The organism is Aequorivita flava (genome assembly GCF_038742595.1).
GTDB lineage: Bacteria > Bacteroidota > Bacteroidia > Flavobacteriales > Flavobacteriaceae > Aequorivita > Aequorivita marisscotiae.
In genome coordinates this window covers 222,780-243,052 of the sequence record NZ_JBANCF010000001.1, presented here as the reverse complement: position 1 = coordinate 243,052, position 20,273 = coordinate 222,780, and the positions used below count along the sequence as shown (strand labels likewise).

The 20,273-nt window shown below is 38.8% G+C and carries 20 protein-coding genes; 1 reads left to right on the top strand and 19 read right to left on the bottom strand.

The window, feature by feature from the left end; genetic code table 11:
* Positions 1–83: 83 nt before the first annotated feature.
* The 19 genes from VZD24_RS01200 to VZD24_RS01110 form a co-directional block, all read right to left on the bottom strand.
* Entirely contained in the window at positions 84–281 is a 198-nt protein-coding gene (locus VZD24_RS01200; protein ID WP_279447616.1) for a CcoQ/FixQ family Cbb3-type cytochrome c oxidase assembly chaperone, read from the bottom strand.
* A gap of 2 nt (positions 282–283) precedes the next feature.
* The gene (gene ccoN / locus VZD24_RS01195) at positions 284–2,485 is read right to left on the bottom strand and encodes a cytochrome-c oxidase, cbb3-type subunit I (RefSeq protein WP_342686567.1); all 2,202 of its coding nucleotides are present in this window, start codon (positions 2,483–2,485) and stop codon (positions 284–286) included.
* Positions 2,486–2,498: 13 nt separating this feature from the next.
* Complete coding sequence (gene ccoS, locus VZD24_RS01190; RefSeq protein ID WP_342686568.1) at positions 2,499–2,723, bottom strand: cbb3-type cytochrome oxidase assembly protein CcoS; 225 nt, start codon at positions 2,721–2,723, stop codon at positions 2,499–2,501.
* Between the two features lie 60 nt (positions 2,724–2,783).
* A complete protein-coding gene (locus VZD24_RS01185; RefSeq protein ID WP_342686569.1) occupies positions 2,784–5,192 on the bottom strand; it encodes a heavy metal translocating P-type ATPase in 2,409 nt (802 codons plus the stop codon).
* A gap of 122 nt (positions 5,193–5,314) precedes the next feature.
* Positions 5,315–6,529: a hypothetical protein gene (locus VZD24_RS01180; protein ID WP_342686570.1), complete on the bottom strand. Its 1,215-nt coding sequence runs from the start codon at positions 6,527–6,529 to the stop codon at positions 5,315–5,317.
* 126 nt (positions 6,530–6,655) lie between these two features.
* Positions 6,656–7,378, bottom strand: a complete 723-nt coding sequence (ric, locus tag VZD24_RS01175) for an iron-sulfur cluster repair di-iron protein (RefSeq protein ID WP_279447610.1) — start codon at positions 7,376–7,378, stop codon at positions 6,656–6,658.
* Between the two features lie 160 nt (positions 7,379–7,538).
* Entirely contained in the window at positions 7,539–8,003 is a 465-nt protein-coding gene (locus VZD24_RS01170; RefSeq protein WP_342686571.1) for a hemerythrin domain-containing protein, read from the bottom strand.
* A gap of 4 nt (positions 8,004–8,007) precedes the next feature.
* Entirely contained in the window at positions 8,008–8,301 is a 294-nt protein-coding gene (locus VZD24_RS01165) for a hypothetical protein (protein WP_279447608.1), read from the bottom strand.
* A 91-nt stretch (positions 8,302–8,392) separates the two neighbouring features.
* Positions 8,393–9,106, bottom strand: coding sequence for an SDR family oxidoreductase (locus VZD24_RS01160; protein ID WP_342686572.1), 714 nt, complete (start codon positions 9,104–9,106; stop codon positions 8,393–8,395).
* Positions 9,107–9,143: 37 nt separating this feature from the next.
* Positions 9,144–9,596: a carboxymuconolactone decarboxylase family protein gene (locus VZD24_RS01155; protein ID WP_342686573.1), complete on the bottom strand. Its 453-nt coding sequence runs from the start codon at positions 9,594–9,596 to the stop codon at positions 9,144–9,146.
* Between the two features lie 25 nt (positions 9,597–9,621).
* Positions 9,622–10,293 (bottom strand): ferredoxin reductase domain-containing protein, encoded by a 672-nt coding sequence (locus VZD24_RS01150; RefSeq protein ID WP_342686574.1) that lies wholly within the window; start codon positions 10,291–10,293, stop codon positions 9,622–9,624.
* Positions 10,294–10,489: 196 nt separating this feature from the next.
* Positions 10,490–10,924 (bottom strand): RrF2 family transcriptional regulator, encoded by a 435-nt coding sequence (locus VZD24_RS01145; RefSeq protein ID WP_279447605.1) that lies wholly within the window; start codon positions 10,922–10,924, stop codon positions 10,490–10,492.
* 105 nt (positions 10,925–11,029) lie between these two features.
* Positions 11,030–11,458 (bottom strand): RrF2 family transcriptional regulator, encoded by a 429-nt coding sequence (locus VZD24_RS01140; RefSeq protein WP_279447604.1) that lies wholly within the window; start codon positions 11,456–11,458, stop codon positions 11,030–11,032.
* Between the two features lie 104 nt (positions 11,459–11,562).
* Positions 11,563–12,831 (bottom strand): acetyl-CoA hydrolase/transferase family protein, encoded by a 1,269-nt coding sequence (locus tag VZD24_RS01135; RefSeq protein WP_279447603.1) that lies wholly within the window; start codon positions 12,829–12,831, stop codon positions 11,563–11,565.
* A gap of 239 nt (positions 12,832–13,070) precedes the next feature.
* Positions 13,071–13,667 carry a thioredoxin family protein gene (locus VZD24_RS01130; RefSeq protein WP_342686576.1) on the bottom strand — a complete coding sequence of 199 codons (597 nt, stop codon included), beginning with the start codon at positions 13,665–13,667 and terminating at the stop codon, positions 13,071–13,073.
* Positions 13,668–13,735: 68 nt separating this feature from the next.
* Positions 13,736–15,322 (bottom strand): L-aspartate oxidase, encoded by a 1,587-nt coding sequence (gene nadB / locus VZD24_RS01125; RefSeq protein ID WP_342686577.1) that lies wholly within the window; start codon positions 15,320–15,322, stop codon positions 13,736–13,738.
* A 2-nt stretch (positions 15,323–15,324) separates the two neighbouring features.
* Positions 15,325–16,251 (bottom strand): quinolinate synthase NadA, encoded by a 927-nt coding sequence (gene nadA / locus VZD24_RS01120; protein ID WP_279447600.1) that lies wholly within the window; start codon positions 16,249–16,251, stop codon positions 15,325–15,327.
* Positions 16,251–17,576 carry a cbb3-type cytochrome c oxidase subunit I gene (locus VZD24_RS01115; protein ID WP_342686578.1) on the bottom strand — a complete coding sequence of 442 codons (1,326 nt, stop codon included), beginning with the start codon at positions 17,574–17,576 and terminating at the stop codon, positions 16,251–16,253. The genes nadA and VZD24_RS01115 overlap by 1 nt, the downstream gene beginning before the upstream one ends.
* Positions 17,566–17,964 (bottom strand): c-type cytochrome, encoded by a 399-nt coding sequence (locus tag VZD24_RS01110; RefSeq protein WP_279447598.1) that lies wholly within the window; start codon positions 17,962–17,964, stop codon positions 17,566–17,568. Before VZD24_RS01110 ends, VZD24_RS01115 begins: the two co-directional genes overlap by 11 nt.
* 187 nt (positions 17,965–18,151) lie before the next feature.
* Between VZD24_RS01110 and VZD24_RS01105 the strand changes: the two genes are divergently transcribed.
* Positions 18,152–20,209, top strand: a complete 2,058-nt coding sequence (locus VZD24_RS01105) for an acetate--CoA ligase family protein (protein WP_342686580.1) — start codon at positions 18,152–18,154, stop codon at positions 20,207–20,209.
* Positions 20,210–20,273: the final 64 nt, after the last annotated feature.

Below are 20,273 nucleotides of genomic sequence, written 5' to 3'. Positions count from 1 at the left end.
GTATATAATATTTGAATGGTTTGCAGAAGACGGAACAATAAACTGACCCTCCTTCATGGTTTTACTATTTGTGAATGTGAATTTCATAATATTTCATCATTTTGATACTTAGTATCGTCTTCCAACGGAATATTGCTCACCTCAGTAATATGATCTTTCTTCGCCGTAATTACCCAGTAGAAAAGGGCAACAAAAAAGAAGAAGAATATTAAAAGTGAAATCATTGGATAAATCTGAACATTATCAATATTTTCAAGGTTTCCTTTTATAAATTTCAGCATCTCTATTGGTTTTTTGCCGAAGCATCTTCGGAATTTTGTACTTTAATATCTGTTCCTAACCTTTGTAGGTAGGCAATTACCGCAACTATTTCGCGGTTTTTCATTTCTATAAATTCTTCGCCATTTTCGGCAGCATATTTTTTGTCTGCCTCATATGTGGTTACAAAATCGGGGTCGTTATACAGGTTTTTTTCAATTTTTGTTCCCTGCTCATCCATCCATTGTTGGGCGCTGTTAATTTCTTCATCTGTATAAGGCACTCCAATTTTAACTAAGGCTCGCATTTTAGATTCGGTATCAGATTTATCTAATTCGGAACTAATTAACCATTTGTACGAAGGCATAATAGATCCCGAAGAAGTACTTTGCGGATCGTACATATGATTTAAATGCCAGTTATCGGAATATTTTCCTCCCACACGATGCAGATCTGGTCCCGTACGTTTACTTCCCCATAAAAAAGGATGATCGTAAACATATTCACCCGATTTTGAATAGTCGCCATAGCGTTCTACTTCACTTCTAAACGGACGAATCATTTGGGTGTGACAGTTTACACAACCTTCGCGAATGTATATATCGCGTCCTTCCAATTCTAATGGCGTATACGGTTTAACGCTCGAAATAGCAGGTACATAATCATCTACCATTAACGATGGTATAATTTGTACCATACCTCCTATTAAAATTGCTATTGTCGCGTAAATGGTTAATTTAATTGGGCGACGCTCCAACCAAGTGTGGTATCCTTCACCCGAAGTTTGTCTTTTTGGTACCGGAGCAAGAGGTGCCGCTTCAGCTAGCTCATCGGTAACCTTGCTTCCCGTACGTGCCGTCATTACTATGTTATATAGCAATACAAAGGCACCGGCAATATATAAGCTTCCTCCAATGGCACGCATCCAATACATAGGCATGATTTGCGTTACCGTTTCAAGGAAGTTTCCATAGGTAAGTGTTCCATCCGGATTAAATTGATTCCACATAGAAGCCTGCATAAAGCCTGCAACATACATAGGTAGGGCATACATTATAATTCCTAAAGTTCCAATCCAGAAATGTGCATTTGCCAATTGTGTTGAATACAATTTTGTTTTAAACAAGCGCGGAACCAACCAATAAATCATCCCAAAGGCGAGGAAACCATTCCACGCAAGAGCTCCTACGTGTACATGCGCAATAATCCAGTCGCTAAAATGGGCAATGGCATTTACGTTTTTAAGTGAAAGCATGGGACCTTCAAAAGTTGCCATCCCATAACCGGTAATGGCTACCACAAAAAACTTTAAAACTGGATCTACACGTACTTTATCCCAAGCACCTCGCAAGGTTAAAAGTCCGTTGATCATACCTCCCCACGAAGGCGCTAAAAGCATTACTGAAAAAGCAACCCCCAAATTCTGCGCCCATTCTGGAAGTGCCGTATATAACAAGTGATGGGGACCTGCCCATATATAGATAAAAATTAACGACCAAAAGTGCACAATAGATAGACGATACGAATAAACAGGCCTATTTGCAGCTTTTGGTACAAAATAGTACATCAATCCTAAAAACGGGGTGGTCAAGAAAAATGCAACCGCATTATGCCCGTACCACCATTGCACCAAGGCATCCTGCACACCAGCGTACATAGAATAACTCTTTAGGGCCGTAACCGGTATTGCCATACTGTTAACTATATGCAGTACAGCAACCGTTACCCAAGTACCCAAATAAAACCATAATGCAACATATAAGTGGCGTTGCCGTCTTTTTACCATCGTCATTATAAGATTTATACCAAATGCCACCCAAATAACGGCAATGGCAACATCTATTGGCCATTCCAATTCGGCATATTCCTTTGAGGTGGTATAACCCAACGGTAGCGTAATTGCGGCAGCAGCAATTATTGCTTGCCAACCCCAAAAGTTTAGGTTACTTAAAGCATCGCTCCACATTCGGGCCTTTAATAGCCGCTGTGAAGAATAATAAACTCCCGCAAATATCGCGTTCCCAACAAAGGCGAAAATAACGGCATTGGTATGTAAAGGTCGTAACCGACCAAAACTAAGCCACGAAATTCCGTCTGTCATATTTGGGAACAAAAACATAAAGGCCAGCAACAAGCCAACACTCATACCAATGAGGCCCCAAAAAATGGTAGCATTGATAAATTTTTTGACAATCTGGTTGTCGTAATAAAACTGTTCTGTTTGCATAGTGGTAATAAAATTATTTATCTGGATTGGTTATTTCATTTTTTTCAGACGGCTTATTTTTTAAACCTTCGTTCTTTGGCTGCTTTCCTTCTTTTACTAGCTCATCTTCAAACAACATTCGTACTGCAGGCGTGTAGGTATCGTCATATTGTCCCTTTTTAACTGAAAAAACAAACAGCACAAAAAACACAATGGCCACGAACAGACTGATAGTCAAAAGCATGTAAATGATGGTCATTTCTAAAATTTATAATTCAAAAATATTATTGTGAATAGCATCAAAGTATGATATTCGTCACTATTTGTTATTTATATTCATTCTTAATTTTTTCCCTATATACTGAGTAACAACTGTTGTAAAAACAACAATACTAATAGAACTCAACGGCATTAGGATTGCTGCAACCACTGGCAGTAAGTTGCCCGTAACCGCAAATGAAATTCCTATTAAATTATAAAACAACGAGAGTAAAAACGCCCATTTAATAACCTTTACTCCGCTTTTTGAAAAATCTAAATAATCTGCAATTTTATTAAACTTAGCCGCCTCCAAAATTCCGTCGCAGGCAGGCGAAAACACATTCGTATTTTCTGAAATTACAAATCCTACATCGCTCTGTTTTAGGGCACCAGCATCATTGAGACCATCGCCAATCATCAACACTTTTTTTCCCTGTTGCTGCAACATTTTTATAAAGTTTAATTTGTCATCGGGTTTTTGGTTAAAATGCAACTTCACTCCTTTTGGCAACATAGCCTCCAAACGTTCACGCTCCCCCTCATTATCCCCCGAAAGTACAATAATTTCCTTAGTATGGCTTAGCTTGCTGAACACTTCGGCAACGCCATTTCGGTATTCACTATTAAAAATATAATAGCCTTTATACGTCTTATTTGTACTAATATGAACGGTAGTTTTGTTTTTTACTTCGGTAATTGTTTCATCGTAAGCGCCAACAAATTCATACGAACCAACTTTAATTGAATTATTGTTAAAACGCGCCGAAATACCCTTCCCTACTTCCTCTTCAAACTCGTCTAATGTATGAATATCGTTTTTATCTAAAATGCTGTACAACGATCTGCTTAATGGATGGCTCGATGCGCGTAGTGTATTGGTTAACAATTGTTTTTCTGCTGAAGAAAGTGCCACACCCTCATAGGTAATCAGGTTTTTTTCATTGGTTGTTAACGTTCCCGTTTTATCAAAAACTACGGTATCTAACTTCGCCATTTGCTCTATTACCGAAGCCTCTTTTAAATACAGATTTTCTCTTCCAAAGATACGAAGCACATTCCCCAAAGTAAAAGGAGCTGCCAAGGCAATGGCACACGGACAAGCAACAATAAGTACCGCGGTAAACACATTAAAGGCCTTGGACGGATCTACAATTATCCAAAAAATAGTGGCCACAAAAGCAATCGTAAGCAGCGTTAATGTAAAGCGTTTGCTAATACTATCGGTGAGCGATTCAAAAACTCCAACCTTATCTTTACTAAAAACATCATTGCTCCAAAGCTGGGTTAAATAACTTTGCGACACAGGTTTTAAAACTTCTACTTCAACTATTCCTGCTTGTTGTCTGCCTCCTGCGAATAGTTTATCGCCACTCTGTTTGGAAATTGGCTCCGCTTCACCCGTAACAAAACTGTAGTCAATTAGCGCATTTCCCTTTATAAGAATAGCATCTACGGGTAAAATTTCGTTATTCCGAATTAGCAATCGGTCGCCCTTTTCAACTGTATAAACTTCGGCTTGTTCCTCCATCGTTTTTCCTTCCTCATTTTTAAAGAGTCGGGTAACGGCAATCGGAAAATACGATTTGTAATCGCGTTCAAAAGAGAGATAGCTATAGGTTTTCTGTTGAAAAAATTTACCGAGCAATAAAAAGAACACCAAGCCCGTAAGGCTGTCGAAAAAGCCCGTGCCCCAATTCATTACGATATCGATGGTGCTTCTAATAAATAGCACGGCCACACCCAAAGCAATTGGCACATCTATATTGAGTATTTTTGATCGTAAGCCTTTGTATGCCGAAGTAAAATATCCGCTCGCAGCGTAAAATACTACAGGTAATGAAAAAGCGAACATCAACCAGCGAAAGAACGGTTTAAACTGGTCTAACCAAAACTCCGAACCTTCAAAATATTCGGGAAGCGATAAAAACATAATGTTCCCAAATGCAAAGCCAGCAATGGTAAGTTTGTAAATTAAACTTCGGTCAATGTTTTTTTCCTTTTTATTGCTATCATCGAGCGAAATATATGGCTCGTATCCAATTCTACTTAAAAGAAGTACTAAGTTTTTAAGTGAATTTTCTTCCGAAGAAAAAGAAATTCGAATTGTTTTTTCAGGAAAATTAACCTGCGAAGATTTAACGGAAGCACTTAATTTATTTAGGTTTTCCAATATCCAAATACAGCTGCTACAATGGATAGACGGAATAACAAAAGATACAATTTGCATATTGCCATCATTGAATTCCAATAGTTTTTCAACGATTGCTTCATTGTCTAAAAAATCAAATTTTCCCGCGATTTCTTGGGGAGAAATACCTGGATTTTTTTCAAGATCGTAATAGTAACTTAAATCGTTATCGTGCAGAATATCGTAAACCGTTTTGCAGCCATGGCAACAAAAAGATTTTTCGTCATGTGTTATGGTTACGTCTAGACACGCATCTCCACAATGGAAACAGTTTACCATCAATCTAAAATTTGCTCATTATACCTGCCGCAAATATTGCAAAACCCCCACTTGTTTAAAATGACAATTATCAGTGTTCATTTAAAAAACAGGATTTAGCAACTATACGTTAACATCTGCGATTAATCTGAAAGATAAAAACTTTTGAGGTGTTTAAAAAATAAAATACCAGTTGCAACAGGAAAAAGGCAACTTAAAACCGCCAAATAAATATAAAAATCCCGAAAGAATGGAAGCCCCAACCACACTGCCAGAGCTTTATAAAATATTAAAGCCTCTGTAGTTGCCAGCCCAAATATAAATAGCCAAAGAAAACTTTTAGGAATATTTAAAAGCTTAAAGTACTGTAAAAATGCCAAAAGTGTAGGGATAACAATACCCAGAAAAACAAGATGCAGGTAACCAATTACAAAATCTTTTAGTTGATATACCAAAGTAGCATAGTACGGAAATGCGGAAAAAATCTGCATAAAAAGTTTTACAAAAAACAATGTTGCTGCCAGCTTCAACAGAAAAAATGCACGAGAACTAAAAGTTAACTGCAAAATTTTAAAATTGCCCTTTAGCAACAAATAGAGTTCATAAAATGCCAATAGTTGTGCTAAGGCGCCCATCAATCCTAAAATGTAAAAAACGGTTGGGGGTACAAACCAAAGCACAGATAAAAAAAGGGTAAAAAGCACGCCAAAGTTTATAAGCATAAAAAACGAGGTTAGTTTTTCTTGCTTAAACTGCACCCCATTTTCTTCAAAAATATAAAATAGCACTCCCAACAGCGCTAAAATAAACCAGCCGTTATACTGAAAGTGAAGATAAAAATAGATTGAAGTTTTATACCAAATAGATTCCGGTCCTAAGGTGGCCATTACTCCCCCGATGGTCCACGGACCAATGCTGGAAAAAACCAAATACCATAACGACGTTTTTATAAGTTTCCAGGAAAAGCGCTTTTTAAAGTGCTCGGGAACCTGCCTTATGGCAAACCATGAAAACCAATACGAAGCAAATAAAAATAAAGTTGAAAAAATAATTGAATAAAGCGCATACCCTTGAAATGGAAAGGTTACCATCATTCCAACAATACAAATATTTGTAAAGAGAAAAATATATTTATACCGTTTAGGTTTCTGGACTCCGGTTAAAAATATTCTGTAAATTAGGGTAGTTAATCCCAAATAAATCCATCCTAAAAGTGCAGTATGCGAATGTGCGTGAAGTAAGAATTTATAATTAAAAGGAAGTGAGGTTACAAAATAAAAGCGAAGCAAAATACCCATTAGCGCTACAATGAAGAAGTACGCCAGAGCAATGCCAATATGTTTTTTTAAATTAATCAAGCCGTAAAATTACAAAAAAACAGTTCGGAACTGACTGCAAACATTCAAAGCTGTCAATGGTCCGAACTGTCTTAAAAACCAATTAAATAAAAATCAAGATTTGGGGCTGGGGATATCTTTGAAATTTTAATTTTTTAGTTTCTTTTCAAGCTTTAAGGCTTTTGGAAAAAGAATATTGTTTTCTAAATGGATGTGATGGTGAAGATCTTGTTCAAACTCGTCCAATTTAGCAAAAAAGGCTCGATATGTGTTGCAAGCTCCTTGTGGAGGCGTATAGTTATTGCTTAATTCGGCAATTTTGCGCATTATTTCGCCAGCTTCTTCGTGCTCTTCTTCCATCATAGAAATAGGATTTTCTACACTTCCAAAATGAATTGGCGGAACCTCAGCGCCTTCGCGTTCAGCTTTTACCAATTTTTTGATAAAAGGAAATAATATTAATTCTTCCTTTTTTTGGTGCGCAGCCATTGCCTGAACCACTTGAGTTACCAATGCCTCAATTTCGGCAAGTTCGGTATAATGACTCCCGTGCACATGATTTACGCGTTTTGCATATTGCAATAATAACGGACTGTTCTCCTCTACATATTGATGATGTACGTTTATAATATGGTCTGTAAGAAAATCTAATTTCCAACTATTGTAATCCGAAGCACGGTCCGGAGCATTATTAAGGTTTACTAATTCGGCTAGCAATATTGCAGGATCTACTTTGGCTTTCTCGCAAGCTCTAGTAATACTTACCCCACCGCCACAGCAAAAATCTATACCGTATTTTTTAAATACGTGTGCTGCTTTTATGTTTTCGGTAACCACATCGGCTACGGTGCGTTCTTGAAGTGTTGTCATGATTTTTATTGTTTTAATATATTATTTATGATGCAAATTTCAACAGAAAAAAAGAAACAGATTATGACTTAAATCATAAAACGACATTTTTATCAGAAATTAAATTATATCACGAAATGTTTCGCTATTAATTATTTACAAAATTTAATTTTAGAAATATTTATTCCCAAAAAGGATCGTCATATTCCGGAGTCTCCTCAAGATTACTATGTATTTCTTCAATTTTCTTAAGTTGTGCTTCGGTGGCCACTTTTTGAATTTCATTAAAAAGAACACGCTCCTCAAAACGTATATGGGCATCCAACTCCTCTTCCAGTTGATGAAGGGACCGCTCTGGGTCTTTAGTATTGTTAAACAATCGTTTTAGGCGCCTATGTTCTTTTAAGGCGCGTTCTATTAATTCGTTATCGGCCTCGAGTATGGGAAAAAGATATTTTTCTTCATCTTTAAAATGAGGCTCTATTTCATGCTTAAAAAACCATTTTGCATATTGCTGCAAACGTTTTTTTTCAATATTTTTATGAAAACCTTTGCGAAGTTTCCAACTGAACAATAGCCCAAAATGATGTTGTCTGCTAAGCGGTTGTAAGGCAACGTGTCTTTTAATTGGTTTTGTTTTTTCCATAGATTTAAGGATTTTGTACGTATTTTATTCGTTTGCCGCCACATTTAGGACAGCGTTCAATAATTCTCTTTTTATTTTTAAACCCGTCAACGTGTTCTACCATAAATTTCCCCACTTTTACGTGTTTATCGCGATGGTTCTTTACATCTATCTGTTTGTCCTTCGTGATGGATCGCGAATCATTGGCATATTCCTGATGGCCCCAACAAAACGGACAGTCCTTGTTACCCGTGTTTACTTTGTTGACTTGTTCGGGCTTTTTCTGAAAAAATGCAAGAAAACGCTTACGATAATTCATTTATTTTGGTTTTAAAAGCAAGCGCATCTCTGAAACAATTACATATATACGCTGCCTTATTTTTTAAGTTATAGATCATACTTTTATAACGCTATTCCGGTGGTTTCGGGTTAAGCGGTCTTACCGTCATTTCACTTATCAACATATTGTCGGGTGTTTCTAGAATATGCAAAACTGTAGAAGCAATATCTTCTGCCTGTAGCATATTTTCGTGCGACTGTATTCCTGAGCTTTTAAAAAACCGTGTATTGATAGAGCCGGGGTTTAAACAAGTTACTTTAATGTTGTCGCCTCTTAATTCCTTAAAAAGTGCCTCACTAAACCCGCTTATACCATACTTTGTAGCAGAATAAGCCGCGCCTTCTGCTCGAGTGGTAATTCCCAGAATAGAACCAATGTTTACAATGTGGGAACTCTCTTTTTGGGCTTTCATTAATTTTACAATTTCAGAAGTAATACAATACATTCCATTGAGGTTGGTGTTTATCATTTTGTACCATTCCTCAGACGGCATTTCGTCAATTTTTCCAAAGGAACCCGAACCGGCATTATTGACCAAAATATCCGGAGCTTTTTCTTTGGAAAAAGTAGTTGCCACCCACTTTTTAACCGCTGTACTATCTGTAATATCAAGCGTAACGGGAATAAATTTGCCTCCTATATTATTTTGTAGCTTTTGAAGTGTATCACTATTTCTAGCAATTCCAAAAACCGTAACTCCTTCCTGTATCAACGCTTTTGAAATAGCTGCTCCAAGCCCGCTGCTGGCTCCTGTAACGATAGCTGTCTTATTCTGAATTTTCATCGTTGCTATTTTTAAGATAATTTATCTGAAAACCTATTTAAGGATTGTAACTTCCTGGCTCCTTCCGAAAGCTAATAGCCAAGCGGTTCCAACCATTAATTGCAACAATTGCCATCGTTAACGCTACATGTTCCTTTTCGCTAAAATACTTCTGAACTTCTTTATAAAGTGAATCGGAAACATCGTTGTCAGAAATCAAGGTCAGAGCTTCTGTCCAAGCCAAAGCAGCACGTTCGCGTTCAGAATAAAACGAAGTTTCTCGCCAAGCTGATAGTGCATAAAGGCGTTGTTCGGTTTCACCCGCTTTACGTGCGTCTTTGGAATGCATATCTATGCAATATGCACAACTATTAATCTGTGAAGCACGTAATTTTACAAGTTCATAAAGACTGCGTTCTAGTCCTGAATCTGCTACATATTTTTCGAGTTCCAACAATCCCTTTATGGCCTTGGGATCAGTTGTATTATAGTCCAATCTCTTTTTTATCATATTCTTAAAATTGTGGCTGAATATATTAAAACGCCTCTTTTATTACTTTATCAGTAGGTACATTTAAGTGTGCCAAATGTTTTTCAACGGCATCCATCATTGGTGGGGGGCCGCATAGATAAAAATAGGAGTTCAATGAGCCACCGTGCTTTTTAATAAAATCTTCCGAAATCTGACCGTGGGCGTATTTCTCGGTTTTTTCTTTGGAAAGAATATTAATAAAGTTCTCACCAAGCATTTCTTGAAATTCGTTTTTCAAAATAATATCTTCCACAGTCTTATTTGCAAAAATAAGTTTGTTCGCGCCTAATTTATTTTTTGTATCTAAATCTCGAAAAATGGAAATAAACGGCGTAACTCCTGCGCCACCGGCGATAAATATTCCTTCGCCTTTATATTCAATCGCACCAAAAATTTCATTCACAATTAACCTGTCCCCCATTTTTAAACTAAGTAGCTCATTAGTAACTCCCTCGTGTTCGGGATAAGTTTTTATGGCAAATTCCAAATACCCATCTGTTGGCAAACAAGTAAATGTAAACGGTCTTCCCTCATTCTGCCAACCCGGTTTATCAATAAAAATTTCGGTAGCTTGACCTGGTTTAAAGTGGGCTTCCGCCGGTTTTTCTGTTACAATTTGTAACACATCGTGCGTTAGATGTTGTATTTGGCTAATTTTTACAGGCTCGTTTTTCATAGTCATAAATTTTAATGTTTTTCCTTCTTTTACTCTAAACAGACTAAAATACGCAATCTCAATGTATTAACCTTAAACAGGTTTAAACCTTCGTGTAAAATGCCTTTATGGTGTACAGTTGTAAAAAAGTATTTTGAAATTTTAATTCTTAAAAAAATAATTCTGACATTTTTATCATAAATAGAATTAAATTTTTTTACCGCTTTAAAAACGACATTCCTACATCCAGTCCGTTTGCCAATTCCAGAAGACTCGTATTTTCAAGCATTTCTCTTAAATTATCTCTAATATCAACAAACTTATTGTGCATTGGGCAAGGTTGGCGAGCATCACACCGGTCAAAACCAAGTGCGCATCCTACATAAATAGAATCACCATCAATAGCCGATACAATATTGCATAATTTTATCTGCGCTGCCCTCCCCTTTGGTATTTCAAAGCCTCCAGTTGGGCCTTTCAAGGAAGTTAAAATGTTTTGCTTTGCCAGTTGGTGAAGTATTTTTGCTGTAAATGCCTCAGGTGAATTTACATTATAGGCTATCTCCCGTAAACTAACGCGATTGCCCAACTCCGACTGCGAGGCTATATACACCGACGCTTTAATTCCGTACTGACACGCTTTTGAAAACATAGCTTACTTCTATCATTTACAAAGGTATATAAAATTCCTATTTCTGATAAATATATCAGAAATAAATTATAAAGCAATATTGTTTGATTGTACTATATGAAAAGCTTATAACTTTAAGAAAGTTTCGCCTTCTTCCAAATTTGAAGCCAAATCCATCACAAAGGTATTTTCACACATATGTTTTAAACCATCGCGTACGCCCATAAATTGATCGTGAACCGGACAAGGACGTTCTGAAGAACATTCGGGTAATCCCAAGCTGCAACCCGTGAAAATTTTATCGCCATCAATAACTGTAACTATATCGGCCAACTTAACGGTAGAATCCTTTTCTAGATAAAAACCGCCATTAGGACCTTTTTTAGAAAGGATTATACCCTCCCGAGCTAGCTGTTGGCAAACTTTTGCTGTAAATGGTTCGGGCGAATTTACCGCTTTAGCAATTTCAGTGATATTAGGACGCAAATCTTTCTTAGACTGCTGCGCGATAAATAGTACCGCTCTAATGCCATATTCACAGGCTTTCGAAAACATATTTTGTATTTTCTCCAAAAATAGCTAATAACCCTCGTATTCAAGGACTAAACTATCTTAAAAAAATGCAAAATTTAAAATCTTAATAATTCTAATAAACAGAATTAATTGTGAAAGCGTTTTTTAGCTTCCCGCTCCAAAGCCTCACGATGATCGGGGTGTGCTATGGAAATCAATGCTTTGGCCCGTTGTTCCAATCCTTTTCCATATAAGTTTACAACCCCGTATTCCGTAACTACGTAATGTACGTGCGCCCTAGTAGTTGTTACGCTGGCTCCTTCCTTTAAGAATGGGGTGATTTTTGATATCCCCTTATTAGTAACTGACGGCATAGCAATAATGGGCTTCCCTCCTTCCGAAAGCGAAGCACCGCGAATAAAATCCATCTGTCCACCCACGCCAGAATATTGATACATTCCTATACTATCTGCGCAAACCTGCCCCGTTAAATCTATTTCAATGGCACTGTTTATGGCGGTAACTTTTGGATTACGACGAATTATTGCAGTATCGTTTGTATAGCCAGCTTCCTTAAAATGAACTATTGGGTTATCATCAATAAAATCGTATAATTTTTTGGTGCCCATAGCGAAACAGGTTACTATTTTACCAGTCTTTATTTCCTTGTCTTCGCCTGTAATAATTCCCTTTTCTACCAGAGGGAGTATTCCGTCGCTGAACATTTCGGTATGGATTCCCAATCTTTTGTGATTGCCCAAATTATGAAGTACCGCATTTGGAATATTCCCGATGCCCATTTGCAAGGTGGCGCCATCTTCAACCAATGCGGCTACATTTCTACCTATTGTTGCTTCAATTTCTGAGGGTTCCCCTAAAACAGAAGCGTAGATTGGAGTATTTATTTCTACTCCAAAATCTATACTACTTATATGAATTATGCCATCGCCGTGGGTTCTTGGCACATTGGGATTAATAAGGGCCACCACGTGTTTTGCAGTCTGAATTGCAGGCAAGGTAACATCTACCGAAACTCCCAAAGAACAGTAGCCGTGCTTGTCTGGCGTAGAAACTTGAATGAAGGCCACATCTAATGGAAGGATATTTCTTCTGAAAAGCCAATGGATTTCACTCAAAAAAACGGGAATATAATCGCCGTGAATTGTATTCACACCTTTCCGAACATTATCGCCCACAAAACAGCTTGAAAGTTTAAAAGCATCGGTATATGGCGCCTGCGTAAACAACGCCTGGCCGTGGGTGTGAATTTGGATAATTTCAACGTTTTTCAGTTCCTGATAGCGCTCACACAGAGTGTCTATCAACAAATTTGGAGTCATCGCAGCACCCTGAAAAAACACGCGATTATTAGATTTTACTATAGATACAGCCTCTTGGGCGGAAACAATTTGCATAATTTTAACTTTTGTGCAAAAGTTGGGAATCTAAACTGTTCCTGAAATGACTTTGGTCAGATTTTTTGGAAATTGAACTTTTGAGCCACGACGGTTGGAGCCACGACGGTTGGTGCCACGACCGTTGAAATTACGACTGTTGGAAGCACAACGGTTAGAAACCCGAGTAATAGTAATTATTCTTTTTGTCGTGGGTCTTGTAGCGAAGCGGTCGTGGGTCAAATCGTCGTCTTGTTTTTTTACGCTTTTACATTCAGGGTTTCCAACATATCATTAATTATTGAAATTCCCTTATCATTATTATACCAATTCTGCAGCATCTCCTTAAAGGCATCGTCTATTTTCCCGTGACGTTCCTTGTAATCAGCAACCAATTTTGTCGCGGCCTTCGAGCGTGGACCAAAAGTATTGATTACGTTGAAGTCTGCATCGAGCATAATAACCACGGGGATGGAGCGCGAACCATTTGTCAAAAACTCATCCATCAATTCCGGGTTTTCATCGCGAAGCACAATTTTTAAATCGATGTTTTCTGAAAGTTGTGCAATTTTATTTAGAAACGGAAGCGTTTGCGCGGCATCGCCACACCAGGGTTCGCTGATTACCAACCAAGTTTGTTTTTCTGAAACATTTTTAAAAACTTCCATACTTTCTTCAGAAATTATAGCGGTTTTGTCCAAACGCTTTGTGCGACTGAAATTCAGCTTTGTGTAATCGATTTTCTCTTGTGTTTGTTCGCCAGTGGTTCTGCCTTCTTCAACCAATTGCTTGAAAAGCAAGTTGTATTCGGAATAATCCATTGCTTTGTTTACGGAGCTTTCTATCAAATTTTTCATCTTATTTCTTTACTTTAATTTTTTTTAAATATGTCCCCTCGAGCGAAGTCGAGAGGTCATTCAATCAACTATATTTTGTCGTTTACTATATTTTCTACAGATTCTTTATTATAATCTTCATTAAAATATCCACCGCGGTTTTCTTTACGAATTAATGATTGCTGAATAATCAAATGGGCCACGTTTACCATATTCCGAAGCTCTGAAAGACTCGTGTTTAGTTTGTGTTTTTGGTAAAGTGCCTCCGCTTCAAAATACAACATTTCAAGTTGAATGGATGCTTTTTTTAAATCTTTATTATTTCGAACTACACCTGCAAATCGCCGCATTAGAGATTGTAATTGGACCGTTTTCTGTTGAAGAATTTCAACATCCTTCAATAAAACCGTCCCTGCATCATTCCATTCCGGAATGTCTTTGGTCGTTTGCCAGGGCTGGTGTTTACAGAGGTATTTAAAAATTCTATCTGCATAAACCAATGCCTCTAACAACGAGTTGGATGCCAGCCTATTAGCGCCGTGCAAACCTGTGTACGAACATTCTCCGCAAGCAAAAAGATTTTGTAAAGAAGTTCTGCCATCCACATCCACAACCACCCCGCCGCACAAATAATGCGATGCTGGCACTACCGGAATCCAATCCTTCGCAATATTTTTATTTCGCTGCAAACAAGTTTCATAAATATTCGGAAAGTGTTTTTTGAAATCGTCGATGTTCAAATGGGTACAATCCAAGTAAACACAGTCATCGCCAGAATTTTTCATTTCTGAATCGATGGCGCGCGAAACAATATCGCGCGATGCCAATTCGCCTCGAGCATCGTAATTAAACATAAATCGCTCTCCGATTTTATTACGAAGAAAAGCTCCAAACCCCCGTACGGCTTCCGAAATTAAAAAAGAAGATTGATTTTTTCCGTCGTAAAGTGCCGTGGGATGAAACTGGATAAATTCCATATTCTGTATTCTCGCTGTTGCCCGATACGCCATTGCAATACCGTCGCCGGTTGCAACAGTGGGATTGGTGGTATGGCCGTAAACTTGCCCCATTCCGCCCGAAGCCAACGTAGTGCAATCTGCTTTTATTGTAAAAATATTTCCTGAAATCTGGTCCAAAACATAAGCTCCATAACACGAGAGATTTTCGTTCTTCTCTTCTAAAAAATGATGCTCCGTTATTAAATCAATGGCAAAATGATGTGGAAGCATCGTAATATTCTGCAGTTTGTTGCTACGTTCCAAAAGTGTGCGCTCAATCTCATTGCCCGTAGTATCTTTATGATGAATTACCCTAAATTTTGAATGACCGCCCTCCCTGCCCAAAGTGAGTTGGCCGTTGGCATCGGTATCAAATTTGGCACCCCACTCCATCAGTTCGCGAAGCCGTTCGGGTCCTTCGGTAATCACCATTTCAACCACCGCCTCATCGCAAAGTCCATCGCCTGCGCGTAACGTATCGTCAATATGTTTTTGAAAAGAATCTTTTTTTAAATCGAATACCGCTGCCACCCCGCCTTGGGCGTATTTCGTATTCGATTCAGATACGTGGGCCTTTGTAACAACTGTTATTTTTTTCTTTGGAAATTTCGCAGCAAGTTTTACCGCAAGTGTTAAACCTGCAGCTCCGGACCCGATAATCAAAAAATTTGTTTCCATCACTATTTTGATAATTCCAACATGCGCTCAATGGGCACAATGGCTTTTTTCCGAATTTCTGCGGTAACTTCAATCTGCGGATTTTCATTCAGCAAGCAGTCGTACAATTTTTGCAAAGTGTTCATTTTCATAAACGCACATTCGCTGCAAGCGCAGGTGTTGTCTTCTTCAGCGGGAGCAGGTATTAGTACGGCCTGAGGCACTTCCTGTTGCATTTTGTGAAGAATACCCGCTTCCGTGGCGACAATAAATTTTTCCGCCGGATGTTTTTTCACATAATCTATCATTCCGGCGGTGGAGCCTACATAAGTTGCCGTTTCCAAAATATGGCTCTCGCTTTCGGGGTGCGCAATAATTTTTGAACCCGGATTTTCTTTGTAAAGTTTCAACAGTTTATCCATCGAAAAAGCCTCATGTACAATACATGCGCCATCCCAAAGCAGCATTTTACGTCCGGTTTTTTTCTGAATATATTTTCCCAGATTTTTATCGGGCGCAAAAATAATTGGCACATCCTTTGGCACCGAATTCACTATTTTTTCGGCGTTGGAAGAGGTGCAAATAATATCGCTCAAGGCTTTTACTTCCGCAGAACAATTCACATACGTTATCACCTCGTGATCTGGATGTGCTTTCACCAAAGTGCGAAAAGCGTCGGCGGGACACGAATCTGCCAACGAACAACCCGCCATTAAATCGGGCAACAAAACTTTTTTATCGGGGTTCAAAATTTTGGCCGTTTCTGCCATAAAATGCACGCCAGCAAAGACGATCATTTCGGCATCGGTTTCGGCAGCTTTTTGCGACAGTCCCAAGCTATCGCCCACATAATCTGCCACTTCCTGAATTTCGGGCACTTGATAATAGTGCGCGAGGATGACGGCGTTTTTCTGCTTTTTCAGTTCAGTTATTTTTTGATGTAAATCCATTATGATTTTATTTTTTGAAGCAAAGCTTTGAAAATAGGCGTCGCTACAATTAAAAGCGAAACAAAAATCCCTATTCCGAAGATGAAAAATGAAATGTAATACGGCACGACCGAATCCTGCATTTCAGCAAACGACCCTTCTTTTGAAACGTACATCCAATAACTGCGTTTAGCCCCAGCAATTATCAACGAAACAAAAAAGATAAACAGCGAAATATTGAAAGCAACAAACCCGCGCTTAACCCATTTGGTGTCGGTTTTTAGCTGTGGCCGAACATAATGCGCAATAAAAAACAAGGCCGAAAAAAGTATCGTTGTGTTAATGCCAATGGTAGTGCCCATGGAATGTGCCACGGTAACGTGCGTGCCATGGGTAAAGAAATTAATGGCCGGAATGGAGAACAGAAGCGCTAAGATTATATTTATAAAAATCCAAAAATCGGTAGCTAGCAAAAAGCGATACGCCATAGGGTGATTTTCCTTTTCAACCTTTAAAACCGAACGTTTCCAATTGTAAATAATCGAAGCCAAAACAATCCACTCCGTCATACTAATTCCGTAAGCTACATACCGAATCCAGGGCTGGGTTGGCAATAAATAGGTGTGGTGCGCCCATCCAAACATTAAATTGGTCAACCCCAAAAAGTAGAAGAAAAAAGCCAATTTATTCGTGGCAACGTCCGTATCCTTTTTAATTTTAGACATCAGATAAATGGAGATGCCATAAACTAGCATATTCCACGAACCGGTAAACGAGCCGGTAGATTTCCACTGTACGGCAAAATCTTTTATAAAATTCAATCTAAAAAAATCGAACAGCCAAAAATGCGCCTCCATCAAATGGTAGCACATAAAAACGATGCCCGTGCCCCACATCCAATAATAGACGGGCCAACCCTTCATATTGGCGTATAGCGTCTTAAAATAATTAATTCCAAATAATATCCAACCTAATAATATCGGAATCATTAAAATAGGTTTAAAAGCGAAATACTCCCGCCCCTCGGTATAATCGAAAGCGAAAGAGAAATAAATAGCAACGCCCGTAAACAGAAAAAGTAGGAAATGCAGCGATTGCAATTTGCGCGAAAAGAGCTCAAACTTCTCAACCGAAGCGATAAAAAAATAGATACTGCCCGTGGCGGCGAGCACGATCCACGAAGTTTCAGAAGTAACGTGAAAGGGTCGCAGTTTGGAGAAGGGAACCGTTTCCTTTAAAAACTCTGGCAACAAATACTGGAACGAAGCCGTAAGCCCAAAGAGCATCCCTAAAAACAGGGCGGTTAGGGCAAACAGCAAAAAATAGAACGGCACTTTATTCTTCATTTCTATACTTTATTTTTACCCAGCCAGATGCTTCAATCTCGGCTTCGTAATTTGGGTAAATGCCCGTTTCATCCACCTGTTTTAAATACTCCACCAAAGCATCCTTCTCTTCTTCGGTGAAATGGAATTGCGGCATACTCTTCACCCCGCTGTTTAAAAACGCTTTAATGTAATTTGCCCCTTTGCCTTCCGCGGAATATACGTTTGTTAAATCCGGACCCAAATAACCACCCAAGCCGTACAATTGATGACAGGACCAACAACGGTTACTCTGGAACAATTGCTGGCCTTTTACTGCCACAGGGGATAATTTTTCTACGGCCACGTACCCATCAGTATTATAAATTATATAATTATAAATACTGAAAACGACGAGTAAAACCGCCATCACGAAAATATAAGGCCTTGGATTGGAGACCATTTCAATTTAAATTATTTGGCCATAAAAATACCCCTTCCCTCCTGCCTGAAATATGATATTTATCAGTTTTTAGGACTTAAACATCTTTTAATTTCGCTTTTGGCAAACCATCGTTTTTTCTTATATTTTCAATTTTAAACTCAACTTCTTCCGTATGGTAAACAAACAACTCCTTAACCCAAAAAGCATCACTGTAATTGGCGCTTCCAACGACTCAAAAAAACCCGGTGGCAATATGCTGAAAAACATTCTTGCTGGAGGGTTTGCGGGAAATCTTTACGCGGTGAATCCAAAGGAAGAAAGAGTTCAGGGCATAAAAAGTTTTTCTGAAGTAATGGAAATTCCCCAAACCGACCTCGCCATTCTTGCCATTCCGGCAAAATATTGTCCCGAAACGGTAAAAATTTTAGCCGAAGAAAAAAATACGAAGGCTTTTATAATCATTTCCGCAGGTTTTGGCGAAGCGGGCGAACAGGGAAAACAATGCGAGCAGCAGATAGTTTCGACGGTCAATTCGGCTAATGGTTGCCTGATTGGCCCAAACTGCATTGGCGTAATTACCGAAAATTACAAAGGCGTTTTTACGGCTCCGGTGCCACCTTTCAATCCAAAAGGTTGCGACCTCATCTCGGGCTCGGGCGCAACGGCGGTTTTTATCATGGAAGCGGGAATGGCCTTGGGCGTTACTTTTGCAAATGTGTTTTCCGTTGGAAATGCAGCCCAAACAGGCGTTGAGGATATTTTGGAATATATGGATGAAAATTTTAATGCCGAAAAAGATCCCTTGATAAAACTGCTGTATCTCGAAACCATTTCCAATCCACAAAAATTGCTAAAACACGCCTCCTCTCTTATAAAAAAAGGGGCAAAAATAGCAGCCATAAAAGCGGGAAGCACCGCAGAAGGCAGTCGCGCCGCAACTTCGCACACCGGAGCAATTGCCAGTAGCGATATGACGGTGCGCGCGCTGTTTCACAAAGCGGGCATTGTTTATTGCAGCAGTAGAGAGCAATTGTTGAGCGTAGCAGCTATTTTCAACTATAAAAAGTTAAAAGGAAAAAACATTGCAATTATAACCCACGCAGGGGGTTCGGCGGTAATGTTGGCAGATCAGCTTTCAAAAGGCGGATTAAAAGTTCCCGAAATTTCAGGTCCCGAAGCAGAAAAATTGAAATCGTTTCTTTATCCCGGTTCTTCAATTGCCAATCCCATAGACTTTTTGGCAACCGGAACCGCCGAGCAGTTGGGCATCATTATAGATTATTGCGAACATAAATTTGATTCTATAGATGCTATGGTCGTAGTTTTTGGAAGTGCGGGCCTCTTTGATGTTGAAAATGTGTACAACGTTTTAAGCGTAAAACTCGAAATTTGCAACAAACCAATTTTCCCGGTTCTACCTTCCGTTGTAAACGCCCAGCGCGAAATTCAATCTTTTTTAAAGAAAGGGCACATTCATTTTCCAGATGAAGTGGTTTTGGGAAAAGCTCTGGCACAAGTTTATAATACACCCGAGCCGCAATCGCAAAAAATATCTCTCCCAAAAATTGATATTGAAAGTATTAGAAAAATCATCAACACCGCTACTGAAGGCTATCTTTCTCCTAAACAAACCGTAGATTTATTGGATGCAGCAGGAATTCCGCGGGTTCATGAAATTGTAGAAAATTCAAAAGAAAAATTGCTTGCAGCTATGGAAGCAACAGACTTTCCCGTAGTGATGAAAGTGGTTGGCCCACTCCACAAATCGGATGCCCAAGGCGTGGTTTTAAATATTGCCAATAAAGGTGAAGCCGCCGAAACTTTCGATTTATTGATGAAGATAGATTCGGCCACTGCTGTAATGGTGCAGCCTCAATTAGTAGGGCTGGAATTGTTTGTGGGCGTAATGAAGGAACCCGGATTTAACCACACCATTCTTTGCGGTTTGGGCGGAATTTTTATTGAAGTGCTCAATGATGTTTCTGCGGGCTTAAGCCCTATCTCCAAAAACGAGGCCGTAAATATGGTGCACTCACTCCGCGGGTACAAATTAATTCAAGGCGCCAGAGGACAAAAAGGAGCGAATGAAAAAATATTTGTAGATATTATCCAGCGGCTCTCGGCATTGGTCCAAGCTGCCCCCGAAATTATTGAAATGGACATCAACCCATTAATTGGCACACAACGCGCCATCACCGCGGTAGATGCGCGAGTGCGGATTGGGAGGTGAGTGGGAATTAATACTTGGACAAGTTGTAACAAGATAATATAGTGTCTTGATGAAAATTGCATAA